Here is a 16,906-nt window from a genome sequence, read left to right on the forward strand (position 1 = left end):
ACCTGCATCTCTCACCCGAAAACCCACACCTCATGACGGCAGATTAGCTGATCGACTGGCGAAAATCCCGTATTTTGCAAAGAACAGGTTAACGGCCAAATGGGCGCGCGCCAACCATTGTCCCCCAACGACCGATCAGGCATTCTGCCAGCATGACACGGCAGCTGATCAACAAAATCTGCGCTGAAATGCCCGGCGCCCGTGCGTCCGATCCAACAACGGAACTGGACAGCTGGAAGGTGGGCGAAAAGATGTTCGTCTGTTTCGGCGAAAAGATCGACGGTTTCGCCGCCAAGACAGACAGCATCGAAACGGCTCAGATGCTGATAGACGCCGGTGCCGCGACCAAGGCCCCCTATTTCCACAAAAGCTGGGTACTGGTTCCCTTTGACGCCGCAGAAGACGAGATGCGCCATCGCATCCAGACCTCTTACGACATCATATTCAAGTCCCTCCCGAAAAAGGTTCAGGCCGAAATTTCAGCGGCGTAGGCCTGCATCGCGGCAGGCAACCATGTTGAAAACCGTTCGGCCAGACGTTCATAACGCGCGACAAAATCGGGATGCGACAGATAAAGCTCACCCAGGTCCGCATAAGCCTCAGGTGCACATTCCTTGCCCCACAACTGACCCATCAGCGCACGATGCGCGTCCAGATCGGCTCGCAAGCCAGCATCGCCCGGCGCTATCCCTGCCTTGAAATGGGTCACCAACCGCGCTTCGATTTCCGCAAGCGTACTCATCGCCCCCGCGATCCCCTCCGGCATTGCATCAACAACCGCTTTCGAAGTGGCGATATCAGTCGCCATCTGCAGTCCATATGTGGTGATCAGCCAATCTTCATACGCGGTCTGTTTGGCTGCATCAAACGGGGTGTATAGGTCGATATCGGGCATCTTCGCCTCCTTTGAGAGTGTTGCGATGGTCCGATCAAGGGTGCTTAGCAACGCCTGCGTATCCGCGACCTGCGATACAAGCCGTTCGCGATGTGCGCGCAGGCGCGTCAGGGCATCGGCCTCGTCGTGCAGCACAACTGCGATGTCCTGCAAAGGCAGGCCAAACGCGCGGTAGAACAGGATTTCCTGCAACCGCAGCAGTTCAGCCTGCCCATAAACGCGATAACCGCTGTGAGTGACATGGTGCGGGGTCAGCAGGCCGATCGCATCGTAATGATGCAGCGTGCGCACGGTGACGCCCGACAATTTGGCCAACTGACCGACGGTATATTCCCTGATTCGGTGATCCATGCACCCGTTCTGCCGCCTCACGCCGCGTAAGGGTCAAGCATAGCTGACAACCTCAAACTCCACACCATCGGCATCGTAGAAATAGAACCGGCGACCGGGCTCATAATCTGCGTGACTACGCGGTTCATATCCGGCGGCCTTCACTTTTTCTTCCGTCGCATCAATGTCATCGACCACAACACCAATGTGGTTCAGCCCCCCACGCGTGGAATAGCTGGCGTCCGACTTCGGCACTGTCTGTTCGGGGGCGGTACCGGAATAGACCGCGACATAACTGTCGTCGGTCCCCACATGCACCGTGTACCCGGCGCCATCCATGGCCGATCCTTCCCACCGCGTGTGCCAGCCGAACAGATCCGACAGCATCGCGGCGGTTTTCTTGGGGTTGGCCACGGTGATATTGACGTGTTCCAGATGTGCCATTGTTATGATCTCCTTTTCAATTGGCTGACGAAGCGTGTGAACAGATTGGGTCGCGGAACAGGTGCGAAGTCTTCAAAATAGCCGCATTCCAGATCATGACCCCAACCAAGCCCATCTCGCTTCATTGCAGCCAAGGCCTCCGGATCAGCACAATAGCGCGTCGTTCTCGATTTCGGCATCTGCCTTCTCCCCTGTTCAATCATCGACAAACATGTTCTAATTTCTCAAGTTAACTTGAGATCAAGGACTTTCTTCATGCCTCAGGGATTATCGATTGGGGACCTAGCGGACCGGACCGGCCTCGCCGTGTCCGCCATCCGGTTCTACGAAACACACGAGATCATCAAACCCGTTAGAAACAAGGGCGGCCACCGGCGTTACGGGCGGCATGACATAAGGCGCCTGTCATTTGTCATGGCCGCGCAAAAGCTCGGTTTTCCGCTGGCTGAAATCGCCGGCCATCTGCGCGCCCTGCCCGATCACAAGGCCCCGACCAAGGCCGACTGGACCCGGATCAGCAGAACCTTTCGCAAAAAAATCGACGCGCGAATCGCAGCCCTCGAAGAGCTGCGGGACAAGCTCGACGGTTGCATCGGCTGCGGTTGCCTCAGCCTGAAATCCTGCGCGCTCTACAATCCCAAAGACATCAAGGCACAAGAAGGTCCGGGTCCCCGCAATCTGACCCAGCTATCTGGTTGACTTCGCCCACGCTTCGGCTTTCCCCTGCGCGCTATGGAACTTTCATCACGCATCACAAACATCACCGGCGGCGGCTCTGACGGCTGGGGTGTGTTTTACAAGGCCCGGCGCATGATCGACGCCGGGGTAAATGTCACCGAACTCACAATCGGTGAACACGATATCCGCACAGCCCCGGACATTCTGCGCGCGATGTATGATGCGGCAAGCGGCGGGCATACCGGCTATGCGGAGGTGCCTGGCACGGCCAGTCTGCGCCGAGCTGTGGCGGCACGGATCGCGGAACGCACCGGCGTGCCCACGACAGCAGATAACATCCTGATCACCCCCGGCGGTCAGGCCGCGCTTTTTGCCGCCCACATGGCCGCTTGTAATCCGGGCGACACCGCTCTCTTTGTGGACCCTTATTACGCAACCTACCCCGGCACGATCCGCGGTGTCGGGGCCGTTCCACAACCCATCGTGACGGCCCCCGATACGAATTTCGAACCAACAGCCGATGCGATCAACACCGCCGCACCCGGCGCCAAATCTCTGCTGATAAACACACCCAACAACCCCACCGGCGTCGTCTACTCCGATACGACGCTGGGCGCGATAGCCAAGACCTGCCAGGATCACGACCTCTGGCTGATCTCGGACGAGGTTTACGACACGCAGGTCTGGCAAGGGACCCACACCAGCCCGCGCGCCCTGCCTGACATGGCCGACCGGACACTGGTCGTTGGGTCCATGTCCAAAAGCCACGCCATGACCGGCAGCAGGGTCGGTTGGATCTGCGGACCAGAAGCGGCAATCAGCCATCTGATCACGCTCGCCACCCATACGACCTACGGCGTGCCCGGCTATATTCAGGACGCCGCCGAATTTGCGCTGGGCCAAGGGATTGAGGTCGAAGAAGCCGTAGCAGCCCCCTTCCGCCGCCGTCGCGATCTGACAATCGACGCCTTGGCAGGGCAAAACGCGGTCCGCGCCGTACCCGCCCAAGGGGCCATGTATGTGATGCTGGATATACGCGCGACAGGCCTATCAGGTGATACATTCGCCAACGCGCTGCTCGACGCTGAACACATCGCCGTCATGCCGGGCGAAAGCTTTGGTCAGGCGGCAGCAGGTCATGTGCGGGTCGCGATGACCATTGATGATGACGCCTACATCGCCGCGCTCAACCGCCTGATCCGCTTCGCTCAAACCCAAATCAAATAGACGCCCGAATTCAGGCGGCACGGCCACCGGGAATCAGCTATAGATAGGTCATGTTATTTGACCTACCTTCAGACGACGCGCTTTACGCAGCCCTTCTCGCCCGTGATCCGGCGTTTGACGGGCGCGCCTATGTCGGCGTCGCATCAACCGGCATCTTTTGCCGATTGACCTGCCCGGCCCGCAAACCGAAACGGGAAAACTGCAGCTTTTACAATGACGTGGCGGCCTGCATCAATGCAGGATACCGCCCCTGCAAACGCTGCCACCCTATCGCGCCAGAGGCAGAGGGCGATCCGACAATCCAACATCTGCTTGATGCGCTTGATCGGGACCCTGCACATCGCTGGTCCGAGGCTGATCTGACAGCGCGCGGGCTAGACCCTTCGACCGTCCGACGCAGCTTCAAGCGGCATTTTGGGGTGACATTCCTTGATATGGCGCGGCAAAGGCGGCTCGCGCATGGTTTCAGTGCGTTGGGCCAAGGCAAGGTGATCGACGCACAGCTAGACGCCGGGTTCGACAGCCCATCGGCCTTCCGCGCCGCCTTCGCCAAGCTCATCGGGGCAGCCCCCAACCAGTTCAAATCCGATGCCATGTTACGAGCGGACCACATTGACACACCGCTCGGGTCCATGATTGCAGTTTGCGACAGACAGGCGCTGCATCTTCTTGAATTCGCCGATCGCAAGGCCCTGCCTCGCGAATTACAGCGCTTACGCAAACTGACCAAAGGCAGTATCGGCGTTGGCCACTTCGACACCACAGATCAGGTCAGCGACCAACTCAACGCCTATTTCTCGGGCAGAAGTGACCAATTCAGCGTCCCACTGGTCCTGCACGGCACCGGCTTCACCCGCCAGGTCTGGACCGCACTGCGCGACATCCCTGCAGGCGAAACACGCAGCTACAGCGACCTCGCCCGCCTGATCGGTGCACCAAACGCGACACGTGCGGTGGCACGTGCCAACGGGGCCAACCAAATCGCCCTCATCATCCCGTGCCATCGGGTGATCGGCGCCGACGGATCGCTCACCGGCTATGGCGGCGGGCTTTGGCGCAAGCAACGGCTGATAGACATCGAAAAACATTACGCAAAGAGGAGAACCCAATGACCCACCCCGCCGAGACCTTCCGCGCCCTTCATATCAAGGGCGATCCGTTCATCATGGTCAATGTCTGGGACCGGGGAACGGCCAAAATGATGCAGTCGATGGGAGCAAAAGCGCTTGCGACATCATCGGCAGCGCATGCCTTTACCATGGGGCGGCCGGACGGCGGGACCATCAGCCGCGACGAAGCCCTTGCCCATGCAGCAGAAATCCTGTCGGTCGTCAGCGTGCCGGTGCAAGGCGACTTCGAAAACGGGTTTGGTGACGATCCCGACACCTGCGCCGAAACGGTTCGTTTGGCAGCCGAAGTCGGGCTGGCAGGTATCTGCATCGAGGATATCAGCACAGAAGGCTTTGACGCCTATGACTTTGATCTGGCCGTCGAACGGATCAAAGCATCCGCCGACGCAGCACGCAACCTGCCGCATGATTTCGTTCTTACAGCCCGGGCCGACGGCATCTTGCGCCAACGTTACGACCTGAATGAAACGATCCGTCGCTTGCAGGCATTTGAAGCCGCAGGTGCCGATTGCCTCTATGCGCCACTTCCCGCAACGATGGACGATCTGGCGCAAATCTGTTCAGCAACCAACGCTCCGGTCAACGCACTTGTTGCAGGATCATATGCTCAGCAACCCCTGAAAGCCTTCGCAGAAATCGGTATCGCGCGCATCTCGCTCGGCTCCTCGCTCGCCAGCATCTGCCAGAAAGCCATCCATGACGCCGCGAACGCGATGTTGGACCATGGGGATTTCGAACCATTACTCGCGAGGATCAAAGGCGGCAAGATCAACGCCTTGCTGAAATAGAAAAGGCCCGCAACGACAGTTGCGGGCCTCACTATTCTGCTGGACACCCAAAGAAATGGTCAGCATATGACTATTTTAGAAGCGGTAGGATGCCCGCAGCGTACCGGTCAACACTTCAACGTCCAGCCCATCAGTCACGTAGTCGTCGAACTGATGCTGCAGAATTTCACCACTAACGATCCAGTTAGGCGTAGCAAGGTACTTCACACCACCACCAAAGAACGTGCCATCACCATCGCCGTCAACAGCAGCAGTGTCGGAACTTGTCGTCGCCTGTGCCCAGCCACCAGCCAAGTATGGCAGGAACTGACCGGCATCGTAGCCTAGCAAAAGTTTTGCACGCGCGACGGAATCGACTTCAAAGGAATCGTCAGCAATCGCGTCTGCGATGGAAGGCTCAATCGACGTGCCATCGTAATCCAATTCACCACCCAACACGACTGTACCGAAGTCATACAGATAACCGGCGTGTACACCAAAAAGCGCACCGGTTTCGTCATCATCAACGGCGTCGGCGCCGCCCAATTCCGCGCTCAAATCGCCAAAGCCAAGTTGGCCACCGACGTAAAACCCAGTCCAGTCTGTGCCGGGCGCAACAACGACGGGTGGTGGTGCAACAGGTGCAGGTGGTGCAACAGGTTCGGCCAGACCGCCCGCTGCAGCCATACCGCCAGCAAGAATGAGTGGCAGTGCGAACATGCTCGAACGAGCGGTTGTAAATGTCGGTTTCATTTTATTCTCCGTTAATCGGGTTACCGTGGGGGTTAACTGGCAGTTAATAGAAAAAGTTCCATAGCCCTCACGCGTCTGTGATGGGCTTCGGCAAATATGGGCATGAAAACCAGACGCCAGTCGGCCAACTTTAGCCCATAATTGAAACAATTGAATTGATTTCGCTCAACTGTTCGAAAATTTTCGGATCACCGCCTATAAATGAGGCATTTTTTTGGCGGCTATGCAGGTGTCGCCAATTGGCCACCATTGCAGGGACGCGCCACAGCGGTCGTGCCCGCAGCCGATATCGGCAGCCCGCGCGCCACCCGGACGGCAAGATAAGCAAAGGCCTGAGCCTCCAACATATCACCATCCAAACCAACCGCCTCGACGGGCTGAACCGGACATCTCAGCGCAACCACCAGGCGGTCCATCATCGTCTCATTCTTGCGACCGCCCCCTGTCACCAGGACCCTCGATGGCGCGATAGGACAATGCGCCATCGCCCGAGCCACCCCTTCAACCGCAGCGGCAGTCAGCGTGGCAATGGCATCGGCATCGTCAAACACTGCAGTCTGGTCAAGCAAGGTCGCAAAATCATCCCTGTCCAGCGATTTGGGCGGGGGTTTCTCAAAATAGGGATGCAGCGCGAACGCGGCCAAGATACCCTTGTCGACCTGCCCTTGACGAGCCAATACGCCAGCATCATCAAATGCCAATCCGCGCCGCTGACGCATGGCATCATTGATGGGCGCATTCGCCGGCCCGGTGTCAAACGCCAAAAGCGCACCATCCTCCTCTGGTCGGGCAAGCCGCGGATCAACCCAAGTGATGTTTCCCACGCCCCCCAGGTTCAAAAACGCCATCGGCGCGTTAGCCTTCAACCACTTCGCCAAAGCAAAATGATAAAACGGGGCAAGCGGGGCACCCTGCCCGCCTTGCCTGACATCTTCACTGCGAAAATCCCAGGCCACGGGATAGCCCAACGCGCAGGCGATCCGGTATCCATCACCACATTGATGGGTCCGACCCTGCGCAGGGTCGTGGGCCAGCGTCTGCCCGTGAAAACCGGCCAGATCAATCCCGCCAAACGGACGCATCACCGCAATATGGGCGTCTTCGACAATCCGGGTCGCAGCATCCACACCATCACCCGACCAGCGCCCCAAATGTGCACGCAACACCATCTGTTCCGCAGTGGAATAGGGGCGATAGGATGTGGGACCAAACCCATGAATCGCAACGCCATCTGTTCGCAGCACCGCCGCATCAACCCCGTCCAGCGACGTCCCCGACATCGTGCCAAGGGCGGTGATCACATCTGCCTGCAACATACGCTTTCCCTTGTCACGCGACGCCCTTATAGACTGCACCACGCAATTCACGGGAACAAGCCAATGACCTACCATCCCAAATCCGATTTCATCAGCATCATGATGGAGCGCGGCTTTCTCGCCGACTGCACGGATTATCAGGGCCTCGACGAGGCACTGAGCAAAGGGGTGGTGCCCGCCTATATCGGCTTTGACGCAACCGCGAAATCGCTGCACGTCGGCTCGCTCATCCAGATCATGATGCTGCGCTGGCTGCAGAAAACGGGGCACAAACCGATCACGCTCATGGGCGGCGGCACCACCAAGGTCGGCGATCCGTCATTCCGGGCCGATGAACGGCCCCTGCTCAGCCCCGCCCAGATCGATGAAAACATCGCCGGGATCAAACAGGTGTTCTCGGCCTACCTGACCTATGGCGACGGCCCCACCGACGCGATGATGATCAACAATGCCGAATGGCTGGACGATCTGAACTACCTCGATTTCCTGCGCGATATCGGGCGGCATTTCTCGATCAACCGGATGCTTTCTTTTGAAAGTGTGAAATCGCGGCTGGACCGGGAACAATCGCTGTCTTTCCTCGAATTCAACTACATGATCCTGCAGGCCTATGATTTCCTCGAACTCAACCGGCGCTACGGCTGCCTGCTGCAGATGGGCGGCAGCGACCAATGGGGCAATATCGTCAACGGGATCGACCTGACCCGGCGCGTGTTGGACCACGAAATCTACGGGCTGACATCGCCACTGCTGACCACAAGCGACGGCAAGAAAATGGGCAAGTCAGAGGCCGGGGCCGTCTGGCTGAACCCAGACATGTGCAGCCCTTACGAATTCTGGCAGTTCTGGCGCAACACCACCGACGCGGATACCGGGCGTTTCCTGAAACTCTACACCGAACTACCGGTCGATGAATGCGACCGTCTCGGCGCGCTGGAAGGGGCCGAAATCAACGCGGCCAAGATCATCCTCGCCAACGCGGTCACCACTCTGCTGCACGGCGCCGAAGCAGCCAAAGCGGCCGAGGCGACAGCCCGCGAAGTCTTTGAAAAAGGCGGCATTGGGGATGACCTGCCGACACTGACGCTCAGCGCCAATGACATCAGCGAAGGCATTTCCATCGTGCAACTAATCGTGCGCGCCGGTCTGGCCAAAAGCGGGAAAGAGGCCAAGCGCCTGATCAGCGAACATGGCGCGCGGCTGAACGACGAACCGCTGACCGATGCCGGCCTGATGGTCGATGCCACCGCCCTGAGCAGCCCGATAAAGCTCAGCGCCGGTAAAAAGCGGCACGCGCTGGTTCAACTGGGCTAAAGTAACAGCAGATCCACAAACAAAATCGTCACCGCGACTGGAAATGTCATCGTGGTGGCGATGACGGCGGCACCCAACACCGTGGGCCGGGCGGCAGGGGCGACAACGCCCGCGACGGGTCTTGATCGGTCATGTTTCATGACACCATTAACCACGGCTTAGGTTTCAGATGGCTTAACAGGGGTCATGATCCCTGCCCTGCCCTTGCAACAACATCCCACTTTCGGGGCCGCCCTGAAACGGCTGGGCACCGACACACGCCAGATCGATATCGGCGGCATCTCACCCGTGCAGGTCATCCGCCGGTGCGGGATCAGCTTTGCCACACGCATCCGGGCACAAGATCCGCAATTGCTGCGGCACAGCCCACTGCGGATCGTCAACGCCGAAACGCCTGACACAATCTACCGGCAGGCCGGGTTCCGGCAGATCATGACACCCGCCCATGTGGCCGAAATCGACCTGACAGCCCCCCTGCAACCGCACCCCAAATGGCGGCACAGTTGGCGCAAATCCACCGTCAAAATCAGGCATGACATCTTTCATCCGACCCAGCATCAATGGCTACTCGAAGCGGACCGCGCACAGCAACGCACAAACCGCTATCGTACCCTGCCGCACGCCATCATCCACGCTTATGCCGCGATCAGCCCAACCGATGTGATCGTCCTGACCGCCACACAATCCAACACCCCCGTCGCCGCCATGCTCTTCATGCTCCACGCACCCGTCGCCACCTACCAGATCGGCTGGACCGGGGATGCCGGGCGCAAGGCCCACGCCCATCACGCGCTACTGATGCACGCCGCCGATCATTTCGCCCGGCAGGGGCTGACCCGGCTCGACCTTGGCACGGTCGACACCGAAAACACGCCCGGCCTGGCCCGGTTCAAGATCGGCAGCGGTGCCACAGTGCGGCCCCTTGGTGGCACATGGCTGCGCCTCCCCTTCGCCTGACGGACCCGTCCGGCATTTTTCGGTGTTGGTCGGTGCGATCATGGTGCAGGGTCTGGCTGTCCACTCAGCAGCCGAATCCATGGGGCACCCGCAATGACACAATTCCTCGTCTACGATGTCTTTACCGACGACGCCTTCGGCGGCAACCAGCTTGCCGTGATCCCCGATGCGACCCACCTGCCGGATGACAAACTGCAAAGCATCGCGCGCGAATTCAATTTCTCCGAATCCACCTTCGTCTATCCGCCCGCCGATCCGGCGCATACCGCAAAGGTGCGGATCTTCACCCCAACCATGGAAATCCCCTTCGCCGGGCATCCCACCATCGGGACGGCCATCGCCCTGCATGATCTGGGACACAAGGGTGCCATGACACTGGAACTTGGCATCGGGCCGATCCCCTGCACGGTCAGCGACACAGGCGCCAGCTTCCAGACCAGCGCCCCCCTTGAATATCTCGCCACACCCGATCCGGCGCTTGTCGCCGCCGCACTCGGCCTGCAACCCGGCGACGTCAAGACTGACACCCATGCGCCGACACAGGCCAGCCTCGGCCTGCCCTTTGTGATCGCCGAACTGCAGACCGAAACCGCGCTGAACGCCTGCACACCATCCGTCGACCACATCAGGCAAGGCGCCACTGAATACCCGGCAGGGCTGGATTTCGCGCTTTATGCCTATGTCAGACAGGGCAACACCATCGACGCGCGCATGTTCGCCCCGCTCGACAACATCACCGAAGACCCGGCCACCGGCAGTGCGGCGGCCACCCTTGCGGCACTGTTGACGGAACTGGCAGGGGCACCGCAAACTCTGACGATCCGCCAGGGCTTTGCCATGGGCAGGCCGTCGATCATTCAGGCCATGACGACACATGCGCCGATCAAGGTCACCATCAGCGGCCAGGCGGTCAAAACGATGGAGGGGACGCTTGTCATCTGATCCAACCCCGGTCTGCGCCTATGACATCAACCCGGATGGCAGCGCCACCGCCGTGTCCGACAGCGGCGCACACCCGGCCAATGACGGGGCTGCCTATCGCTGGCTGCATTTCGATCTTTCTGCGCCGGGGCTAGACACGTGGTGCCATGAAAACCTGCCCCCGCTGGCAACCCGAACCCTGCTCGCGGTGAAAACACGCCCGCGCGTCGATGATCTGGATGACGGGCTGATCGTGACATTGCGGGGGATCAACCTCAACGAAGGGGCCGAGGTCGAAGATATGGTCTCGCTCCGGCTGTGGGTGGCGCCCCGGCTGGTGGTCAGCGTGCGCAGGCAGCGTGTTTTCGCGATGGAGGATCTGCGCGGCCAGATCGACGCCGGGAATGCCCCCCTCAGCCCCGCCCACCTGATCGCGCGGATCACCGAAAGCCTTGTGGACCGGATCGAAAGGATCTCGCTCGATGTCGAAGACCGGGCCGACCAGCTCGAAGACTGCATCTACGACAATGGCGAAACCGAAGCGAACGAACTCGCCCCGCTCCAGCGCAGTGTCATCAAGCTGCGGCGGCATGTCGGCCCGATGAACGACACGGTCAAGGCGCTGGCGACAATCGACACCCCGCTCATCACCAAGAAACTACGGCACCGGCTGCGCGACACCGCCAACCGGGCCACCCGGTCCGTCGAAGAACTGCACGAGGTCGCGGACCGGCTCAGCGCGCTCAGCGAACATATCGACATGGTCAATGATTCCCGGCTCGGGCGAAACAGCTATATCCTGTCGGTCATCGCGGCCATTTTCCTGCCGCTGGGGTTCCTGACCGGGCTGTTCGGGGTGAATGTCGGCGGGATGCCCGGCGTCGACAGTCCCTACGGCTTTGCCATTCTCTGCGGTGTGATGATTCTGGTCGGGCTGGCCGGTTACCTGATCTTGCGTCTGATCCGCTGGTTTTAGCCGGGTGGCGCTGGAAACCCGGGCCAAGGCTGGTTATCAGGGACCCACAGACAGACCGGGATATTCATGACCGACACCATCATCTCCCGCTGCGAGGCGAACGGACTTCGCATGACCGACCAGCGCCGGACCATCGCCGCCGTGCTCGAGGCCGCGGATGATCACCCGGATGTTGAGGAACTCTATAACCGCGCCTCCGCCGCCGATCCGCGAATTTCGCTGGCGACGGTTTACCGGACGGTCAAACTCTTCGAAGAGTCAGGCATCCTGGAAAAGCACGAATTCGGCGACGGGCGCGCGCGCTACGAATCCGCCGACCGCGACCATCACGACCACCTGATCGACATGCATTCCGGTGAAGTGATCGAATTCGTCGATCCGGAAATCGAAGAACTGCAGGAACGGATCGCGGCCAAACTCGGCTATAAACTGATGGGGCACCGGTTGGAACTTTACGGCGTGCCGCGAAAACCTGAAACCAGCGACTGATGGAAAACCTGCGCGGTGCGCTTTTCATGGTCATCGCCATGGGCTGCTTCGCGGTCGAGGATGCCCTGATCAAATCGCTGTCCGGCACGGTCCCCGTCGGACAGGTCCTCTCGATCACCTGCGCTGGCGGCCTGCTCGCCTTCATCCTCTGGTTCATCATCCGCAACATCCCGCTCTGGCAGCCCGAATACCTGCACCCCAAGGTCCTGATGCGCAGCGGCGCCGATGTCATCGGCTCTTGCCTCTTTGCCACTGCCCTCACGCTCGTGCCGCTCACCACCGCCTCAGCGGTCATTCAGGCAACCCCGCTGGTCGTGGCCACCGGGGCCGCGCTCTTTCTCGGGCAAGAGGTCGGGTGGCGGCGCTGGCTCGCCATCGGGATCGGCTTTGCCGGGGTGCTGATCATCGTGCGGCCGGGGCTTGAGGGGTTCAACAGCGCGGTCCTGCTGGCCGTCGCTGGCATGCTGGCGCTCGCCTCCCGCGATCTGCTGACGCGGTCACTCCGGGTCAGCCTTTCAGGCCCGCAACTGGCCGCACACACGTTCCTTCTGATCATCCCCGCGGGCTACGTCCTGTCCACTCTGCTCGGGCAACCCTTCGTCATCCCCAATGGCCGCGAATCCTGGCTGCTCCTCGGCTGCATCGCCTTCGCCATCGCCGCCTATCTCGCCCTCGTCACCGCCACACGGCACGGCAACGCCGGCATCATCTCCTCCTTCCGCTATTCGCGCATGGTCTTCGCGCTGATCCTCGGTTTCGCCGTCTTCGGTGAAATCCCCGACGCCCCCACATGGATCGGCACCGCCATCATCATCGCAACCGGTCTCTTCACCCTCTGGCGCGAGGCGCGACTGCACCGTACTTCCCTTGCGTCACAACCCGCGCTATAGAGCGCGCGATACCGCTAACACCCTGCCCCTAGGAGCCTGACATGAGCACCATCATCGACATTCACGCCCGCGAAATCCTCGACAGCCGGGGCAACCCCACGGTGGAAGTCGATGTCATCCTCGAAGACGGCACCATGGGCCGGGCCGCTGTGCCTTCAGGGGCCTCCACCGGCGCACATGAAGCGGTCGAAAAACGCGACGGCGACAAATCCCGCTACATGGGCAAAGGCGTGCTCGAAGCAGTCGCCGCCGTGAACGGCGAAATCGCCGAGGCGATCCTGGGTTTCGACGCCACCGAACAGGTCGGCATCGACATGGCAATGATCGAACTCGACGGCACCCCGAACAAGGGGCGGCTTGGCGCCAACGCCATCCTCGGCGTCTCCATGGCCGTGGCCAAGGCCGCCGCCGATTTCACCGCACAGCCGCTTTTCCGCTATATCGGCGGCACCTCGGCCCGCACCCTGCCCGTCCCGATGATGAACATCATCAATGGCGGCGAACATGCTGATAACCCGATCGATATTCAGGAATTCATGATCATGCCCGTCAGCGCGGACAACATCCGCGAGGCCGTGCGCATGGGCTCCGAAGTTTTCCACACGCTGAAAAAGGAACTGTCCGCCGCAGGCCACAACACCGGCATCGGTGACGAAGGCGGGTTCGCCCCCAACCTCGGCTCCACTCGCGAAGCACTCGATTTCATCATGAAATCCATCGAAAAGGCTGGCTACAAACCGGGCGAAGACATCTACCTCGCCCTCGATTGCGCCGCGACCGAATACTACACGAACGGCAAATACGAGATGGCAGGCGAAGGCATCACGCTGACGTCGCAGGAAAACGCCGAATACCTCGCCAAACTGGCCAGCGACTACCCGATCATCAGCATCGAAGACGGGATGTCCGAGGACGACTGGGACGGCTGGAAAACCCTGACCGACATGATCGGCGACAAAGTGCAACTGGTCGGCGACGATCTTTTTGTCACCAACCCTGCTCGTCTGGCTGACGGCATCGCCAAAGGTTCCGCCAATTCCATGCTGGTCAAGGTCAACCAGATCGGCACGCTGACAGAAACCTTGCAGGCGGTTGACATGGCCCACCGGGCGCGGTTCACCAACGTGATGTCGCACCGCTCAGGCGAAACCGAGGATGCCACCATAGCCGACCTCGCCGTCGCCACCAATTGCGGGCAGATCAAAACCGGCTCACTCTCGCGCTCCGACCGGCTGGCGAAATACAACCAGCTGATCCGGATCGAGGAACTGCTGGGCGAAACCGCCATCTATGCAGGCCGCAGCATTCTGAAGTGACGGACATCACCATCAGACCGGCGCGCGGCACGGGTGATCTGTACGCCGTGCGCCAACTCTGCTGGGATTACCGGGATGTTCTCGTCCAACGAACCACCGACTTCCCGCTACTGCTCGATTATTATTATGAAATGCCCGTCTATCAAAAATTGATGGACGAGCTGCCCGGTCGGCATGTCGCACCAGATGGAGAGATTTTCGTTGCGGAAACGGACGGTCAAATCGTCGCCTGCGGTATGACCCATCGGATTGATGCACATACCTGCGAAATCAAACGCGTTTTCGTAACCCCCGTCGCGCGCGGCAGAGGCGTGGCACAACTCCTCTGCAAAGCCGCGATGGAAAACGCACGCGCCCTCGGCTACCGGCGGATCGTTCTCGACACGATGCGGTCCCTGCCAGAGGCGATGGCGCTTTACGAAGGCATGGGGTTCAAATCAACCGCGCCCTATTACGATGTCCCGCAAGAACTGGCGGACGATATCGTCTTTTACGAACACTCCCTCTGATCGGTCGGACCGGCATCACTTCATAAAAAAGGGAGGGGCGAACCCTCCCTCTTCACAGATCAAATCGCAATCAGTTCCAGAACGCTTCGTCGACCTCTTCCATCGCTTCCAGCTCTTCTTCGGTCTTGTTGGTCACATAACCATAAGTCTGGTCGTCAACGGCAGTCAGGCGGATGTTCTCAACCGGGATCATCACATGCTTGTCACCGATATCAAGGAAACCGCCAACCTCGGCGATGATACCGATCATCTGGCCGTCCTTGTTCAGCACGATGTCCTCGATCTCGCCAATTGTATTCCAGTCCGCGTCGACTGAATCGTAAACCTCGTTACCGTCCCACATGCTATCATTCAGCTCGACATCCATGCGGTAGATATTGCCACCCGTGATATCGCGTGTGCGGATCAGATCCTCATCGGCCATTGCGCTCGTATCGGCCAGCGCAGCGGTGCCCACAGTGGCAAGGATTGCGGTGATGGCAGTCAGTTTGAAGGACTTCATTTTCAGTCTCCCCTTTCTAGGTTGCTTTGTACCCGTTCAACCCGCCGCCTGCCGAACGGTTCCATCTAACGAAGAATTTTGTGCATACATTTGTGCGCAGGCAAGCGCGTCCGCAAAGGGTGGGCTTTCATGCCAATCAACAGTTAACATAGGTCGACAACCCCGCGCGTTGGGGTCCGACGTTTTGCCGACGCAAATCCGACGCGATGCCGACAGGAAAAATAAGCCCAATGACTGCAGATGAGATCATCGCAAAACTCAACCTCAAACCGCATCCTGAAAGGGGATACTACAGACAAACCTGGGTCGCCGAAAACGACGGTCGACCGATAGGAACCTGTATCTATTTTCTGTTGAAAGCTGGCGAAAATAGCCATTGGCACAAGGTCGACGCGGTCGAGATCTGGCACTATTACGCCGGTGCGCCGCTGATCCTATCCACCGCCGAAACGCTGGCGGGACCAGCACAGGACCAGACACTTGGCGCCGATCTGGTTGCCGGTGAGCGCCCGCAAGCCATTGTTCCGAAAGGTAATTGGCAGGCCGCGCGCACAACCGGCGACTGGACACTGGTCGGCTGCACCGTCTCGCCCGGTTTTCAGTTCGCGGGATTTACCCTTGCTGAACCGGGCTTTGATATTCCCCGCTAACGGTCGCCGAACATATCGCCCAGACCGCCCAGCACGGAGCCTTCGCCCTTACTGCCGCCCGGCCCTGCGGCACGCATGATGCGGTCAGCCAGGCGCGAGAATGGCAAGCTCTGCAAATACACCGTCCCCGGCCCGCGCAACGTGGCCAAAAACAACCCTTCGCCGCCAAACACCATGGATTTCAACCCACCCGCCCGTTCAATGTCATAATCAACACCGCTCGTGAACGCACCAATACAACCGGTATCGACACGCATCACCTCACCAGGTCGCAGCTCGCGTTTGATCACCGTGCCGCCCATATGAATAAAGGCCATGCCATCGCCACGCAGGCGCTGCAAGATGAACCCTTCACCCCCGAAAAAGCCCACACCAAGACGTTTCTGAAACGCGATATCGGTCGATGTCCCCAACGCCGCGCAAAGAAACGCATCCTTCTGACAAATCAGCTCTTCACCCACGAGGGCCATGTTGATCGGAATGATCTTGCCCGGATATGGCGCGGCAAAGGCCACACGTTTCTTGCCCTGCCCGTTATTGGTGAAATGGGTCATGAAGATAGATTCGCCCGTCAGCACACGCTTGCCCACATTCAACAGCGAATTCATGATGCCGCCCGACGGCGATGACCCATCACCCATCTTCGCCTCAAAACCGATACCGTCTTCCATGTAATTCATGGCACCGGCCTCAGCGATCACGGTTTCCTTCGGATCAAGCTCAACCTCGACAATCTGCATGTCGTCGCCAAATATCTCATAATCAACCTCATGGCATCGCATCGTTGAAACTCTCCATTCTTTCAAAGCATTATAAGTAACAGTTAAGAACCGGGCGGCCTG

21 protein-coding genes are annotated in these 16,906 nt (G+C 59.6%); 14 read left to right on the plus strand and 7 right to left on the minus strand.

Going from position 1 to position 16,906, the window contains the following annotated elements:
• Window positions 1–152: 152 nt before the first annotated feature.
• A complete protein-coding gene (locus tag ACFWW2_RS13375) occupies window positions 153–491 on the plus strand; it encodes an MmcQ/YjbR family DNA-binding protein (protein ID WP_393928576.1) in 339 nt (112 codons plus the stop codon).
• On the opposite strand, the gene ACFWW2_RS13380 is transcribed toward ACFWW2_RS13375, so the two are convergent.
• Window positions 467–1,246, minus strand: coding sequence for a MerR family transcriptional regulator (locus ACFWW2_RS13380; protein ID WP_393928577.1), 780 nt, complete (start codon window positions 1,244–1,246; stop codon window positions 467–469). The genes ACFWW2_RS13375 and ACFWW2_RS13380 overlap by 25 nt on opposite strands.
• Window positions 1,247–1,279: 33 nt before the next feature.
• Window positions 1,280–1,669: a VOC family protein gene (locus tag ACFWW2_RS13385; protein ID WP_393928578.1), complete on the minus strand. Its 390-nt coding sequence runs from the start codon at window positions 1,667–1,669 to the stop codon at window positions 1,280–1,282.
• 255 nt (window positions 1,670–1,924) lie between these two features.
• Between ACFWW2_RS13385 and soxR the strand changes: the two genes are divergently transcribed.
• Genes soxR through ACFWW2_RS13405 form a run of 4 tightly spaced genes read left to right on the plus strand, consistent with a single transcriptional unit; the run spans window position 1,925 to window position 5,492 of the window.
• Window positions 1,925–2,368 (plus strand): redox-sensitive transcriptional activator SoxR, encoded by a 444-nt coding sequence (soxR, locus tag ACFWW2_RS13390; protein ID WP_393928579.1) that lies wholly within the window; start codon window positions 1,925–1,927, stop codon window positions 2,366–2,368.
• 33 nt (window positions 2,369–2,401) lie between these two features.
• The gene (locus ACFWW2_RS13395; RefSeq protein ID WP_393928580.1) at window positions 2,402–3,574 is read left to right on the plus strand and encodes a pyridoxal phosphate-dependent aminotransferase; all 1,173 of its coding nucleotides are present in this window, start codon (window positions 2,402–2,404) and stop codon (window positions 3,572–3,574) included.
• Window positions 3,575–3,624: 50 nt separating this feature from the next.
• Window positions 3,625–4,686, plus strand: a complete 1,062-nt coding sequence (locus ACFWW2_RS13400) for a bifunctional transcriptional activator/DNA repair enzyme AdaA (RefSeq protein WP_393928581.1) — start codon at window positions 3,625–3,627, stop codon at window positions 4,684–4,686.
• Window positions 4,683–5,492, plus strand: a complete 810-nt coding sequence (locus ACFWW2_RS13405; protein ID WP_393928582.1) for an oxaloacetate decarboxylase — start codon at window positions 4,683–4,685, stop codon at window positions 5,490–5,492. Before ACFWW2_RS13400 ends, ACFWW2_RS13405 begins: the two co-directional genes overlap by 4 nt.
• A gap of 75 nt (window positions 5,493–5,567) precedes the next feature.
• Here ACFWW2_RS13405 and ACFWW2_RS13410 read toward each other — a convergent pair whose 3' ends face one another.
• Window positions 5,568–6,224, minus strand: a complete 657-nt coding sequence (locus tag ACFWW2_RS13410) for an outer membrane protein (RefSeq protein WP_393928583.1) — start codon at window positions 6,222–6,224, stop codon at window positions 5,568–5,570.
• A 221-nt stretch (window positions 6,225–6,445) separates the two neighbouring features.
• Window positions 6,446–7,540 carry an anhydro-N-acetylmuramic acid kinase gene (locus ACFWW2_RS13415; RefSeq protein ID WP_393928584.1) on the minus strand — a complete coding sequence of 365 codons (1,095 nt, stop codon included), beginning with the start codon at window positions 7,538–7,540 and terminating at the stop codon, window positions 6,446–6,448.
• Window positions 7,541–7,603: 63 nt separating this feature from the next.
• On the opposite strand from ACFWW2_RS13415, the gene tyrS reads away from it, so the two are divergent.
• On the plus strand, window positions 7,604–8,854 hold the full coding sequence (gene tyrS, locus ACFWW2_RS13420; RefSeq protein WP_393928585.1) for a tyrosine--tRNA ligase: 1,251 nt from the start codon (window positions 7,604–7,606) through the stop codon (window positions 8,852–8,854).
• Here tyrS and ACFWW2_RS13425 read toward each other — a convergent pair.
• The gene (locus ACFWW2_RS13425; RefSeq protein WP_393928586.1) at window positions 8,851–8,994 is read right to left on the minus strand and encodes a hypothetical protein; all 144 of its coding nucleotides are present in this window, start codon (window positions 8,992–8,994) and stop codon (window positions 8,851–8,853) included. The two genes, tyrS and ACFWW2_RS13425, sit on opposite strands and share 4 nt — an antisense overlap.
• A 46-nt stretch (window positions 8,995–9,040) precedes the next feature.
• Here ACFWW2_RS13425 and ACFWW2_RS13430 point away from each other — a divergent pair, with 46 nt between their 5' ends.
• From ACFWW2_RS13430 to ACFWW2_RS13460, 7 genes are all read left to right on the plus strand, one after another.
• Entirely contained in the window at window positions 9,041–9,811 is a 771-nt protein-coding gene (locus ACFWW2_RS13430; RefSeq protein WP_393928587.1) for a GNAT family N-acetyltransferase, read from the plus strand.
• Between the two features lie 93 nt (window positions 9,812–9,904).
• Window positions 9,905–10,753, plus strand: a complete 849-nt coding sequence (locus ACFWW2_RS13435; RefSeq protein ID WP_393928588.1) for a PhzF family phenazine biosynthesis protein — start codon at window positions 9,905–9,907, stop codon at window positions 10,751–10,753.
• Window positions 10,743–11,708: a zinc transporter ZntB gene (locus ACFWW2_RS13440; RefSeq protein ID WP_393928589.1), complete on the plus strand. Its 966-nt coding sequence runs from the start codon at window positions 10,743–10,745 to the stop codon at window positions 11,706–11,708. The genes ACFWW2_RS13435 and ACFWW2_RS13440 overlap by 11 nt, the downstream gene beginning before the upstream one ends.
• 66 nt (window positions 11,709–11,774) lie before the next feature.
• Entirely contained in the window at window positions 11,775–12,197 is a 423-nt protein-coding gene (locus ACFWW2_RS13445) for a Fur family transcriptional regulator (RefSeq protein WP_393928590.1), read from the plus strand.
• Entirely contained in the window at window positions 12,197–13,087 is an 891-nt protein-coding gene (locus ACFWW2_RS13450) for a DMT family transporter (RefSeq protein ID WP_393928591.1), read from the plus strand. The genes ACFWW2_RS13445 and ACFWW2_RS13450 overlap by 1 nt, the downstream gene beginning before the upstream one ends.
• A 41-nt stretch (window positions 13,088–13,128) precedes the next feature.
• On the plus strand, window positions 13,129–14,403 hold the full coding sequence (gene eno / locus ACFWW2_RS13455) for a phosphopyruvate hydratase (protein WP_393928592.1): 1,275 nt from the start codon (window positions 13,129–13,131) through the stop codon (window positions 14,401–14,403).
• Window positions 14,400–14,912, plus strand: coding sequence for a GNAT family N-acetyltransferase (locus ACFWW2_RS13460; RefSeq protein ID WP_393928593.1), 513 nt, complete (start codon window positions 14,400–14,402; stop codon window positions 14,910–14,912). The genes eno and ACFWW2_RS13460 overlap by 4 nt, the downstream gene beginning before the upstream one ends.
• A gap of 70 nt (window positions 14,913–14,982) precedes the next feature.
• Here the strand turns inward: ACFWW2_RS13460 and ACFWW2_RS13465 are convergent, their stop codons facing one another.
• Complete coding sequence (locus tag ACFWW2_RS13465) at window positions 14,983–15,414, minus strand: PRC-barrel domain-containing protein (RefSeq protein WP_393928594.1); 432 nt, start codon at window positions 15,412–15,414, stop codon at window positions 14,983–14,985.
• Between the two features lie 230 nt (window positions 15,415–15,644).
• Between ACFWW2_RS13465 and ACFWW2_RS13470 the strand changes: the two genes are divergently transcribed.
• Window positions 15,645–16,064, plus strand: a complete 420-nt coding sequence (locus tag ACFWW2_RS13470) for a cupin domain-containing protein (protein ID WP_393928595.1) — start codon at window positions 15,645–15,647, stop codon at window positions 16,062–16,064.
• On the opposite strand, the gene ACFWW2_RS13475 is transcribed toward ACFWW2_RS13470, so the two are convergent.
• Window positions 16,061–16,846 (minus strand): TIGR00266 family protein, encoded by a 786-nt coding sequence (locus tag ACFWW2_RS13475; protein WP_393928596.1) that lies wholly within the window; start codon window positions 16,844–16,846, stop codon window positions 16,061–16,063. The two genes, ACFWW2_RS13470 and ACFWW2_RS13475, sit on opposite strands and share 4 nt — an antisense overlap.
• Window positions 16,847–16,906: the final 60 nt, after the last annotated feature.

Source organism: Yoonia sp. R2-816 (assembly GCF_046762905.1).
Classification (GTDB): domain Bacteria; phylum Pseudomonadota; class Alphaproteobacteria; order Rhodobacterales; family Rhodobacteraceae; genus Yoonia.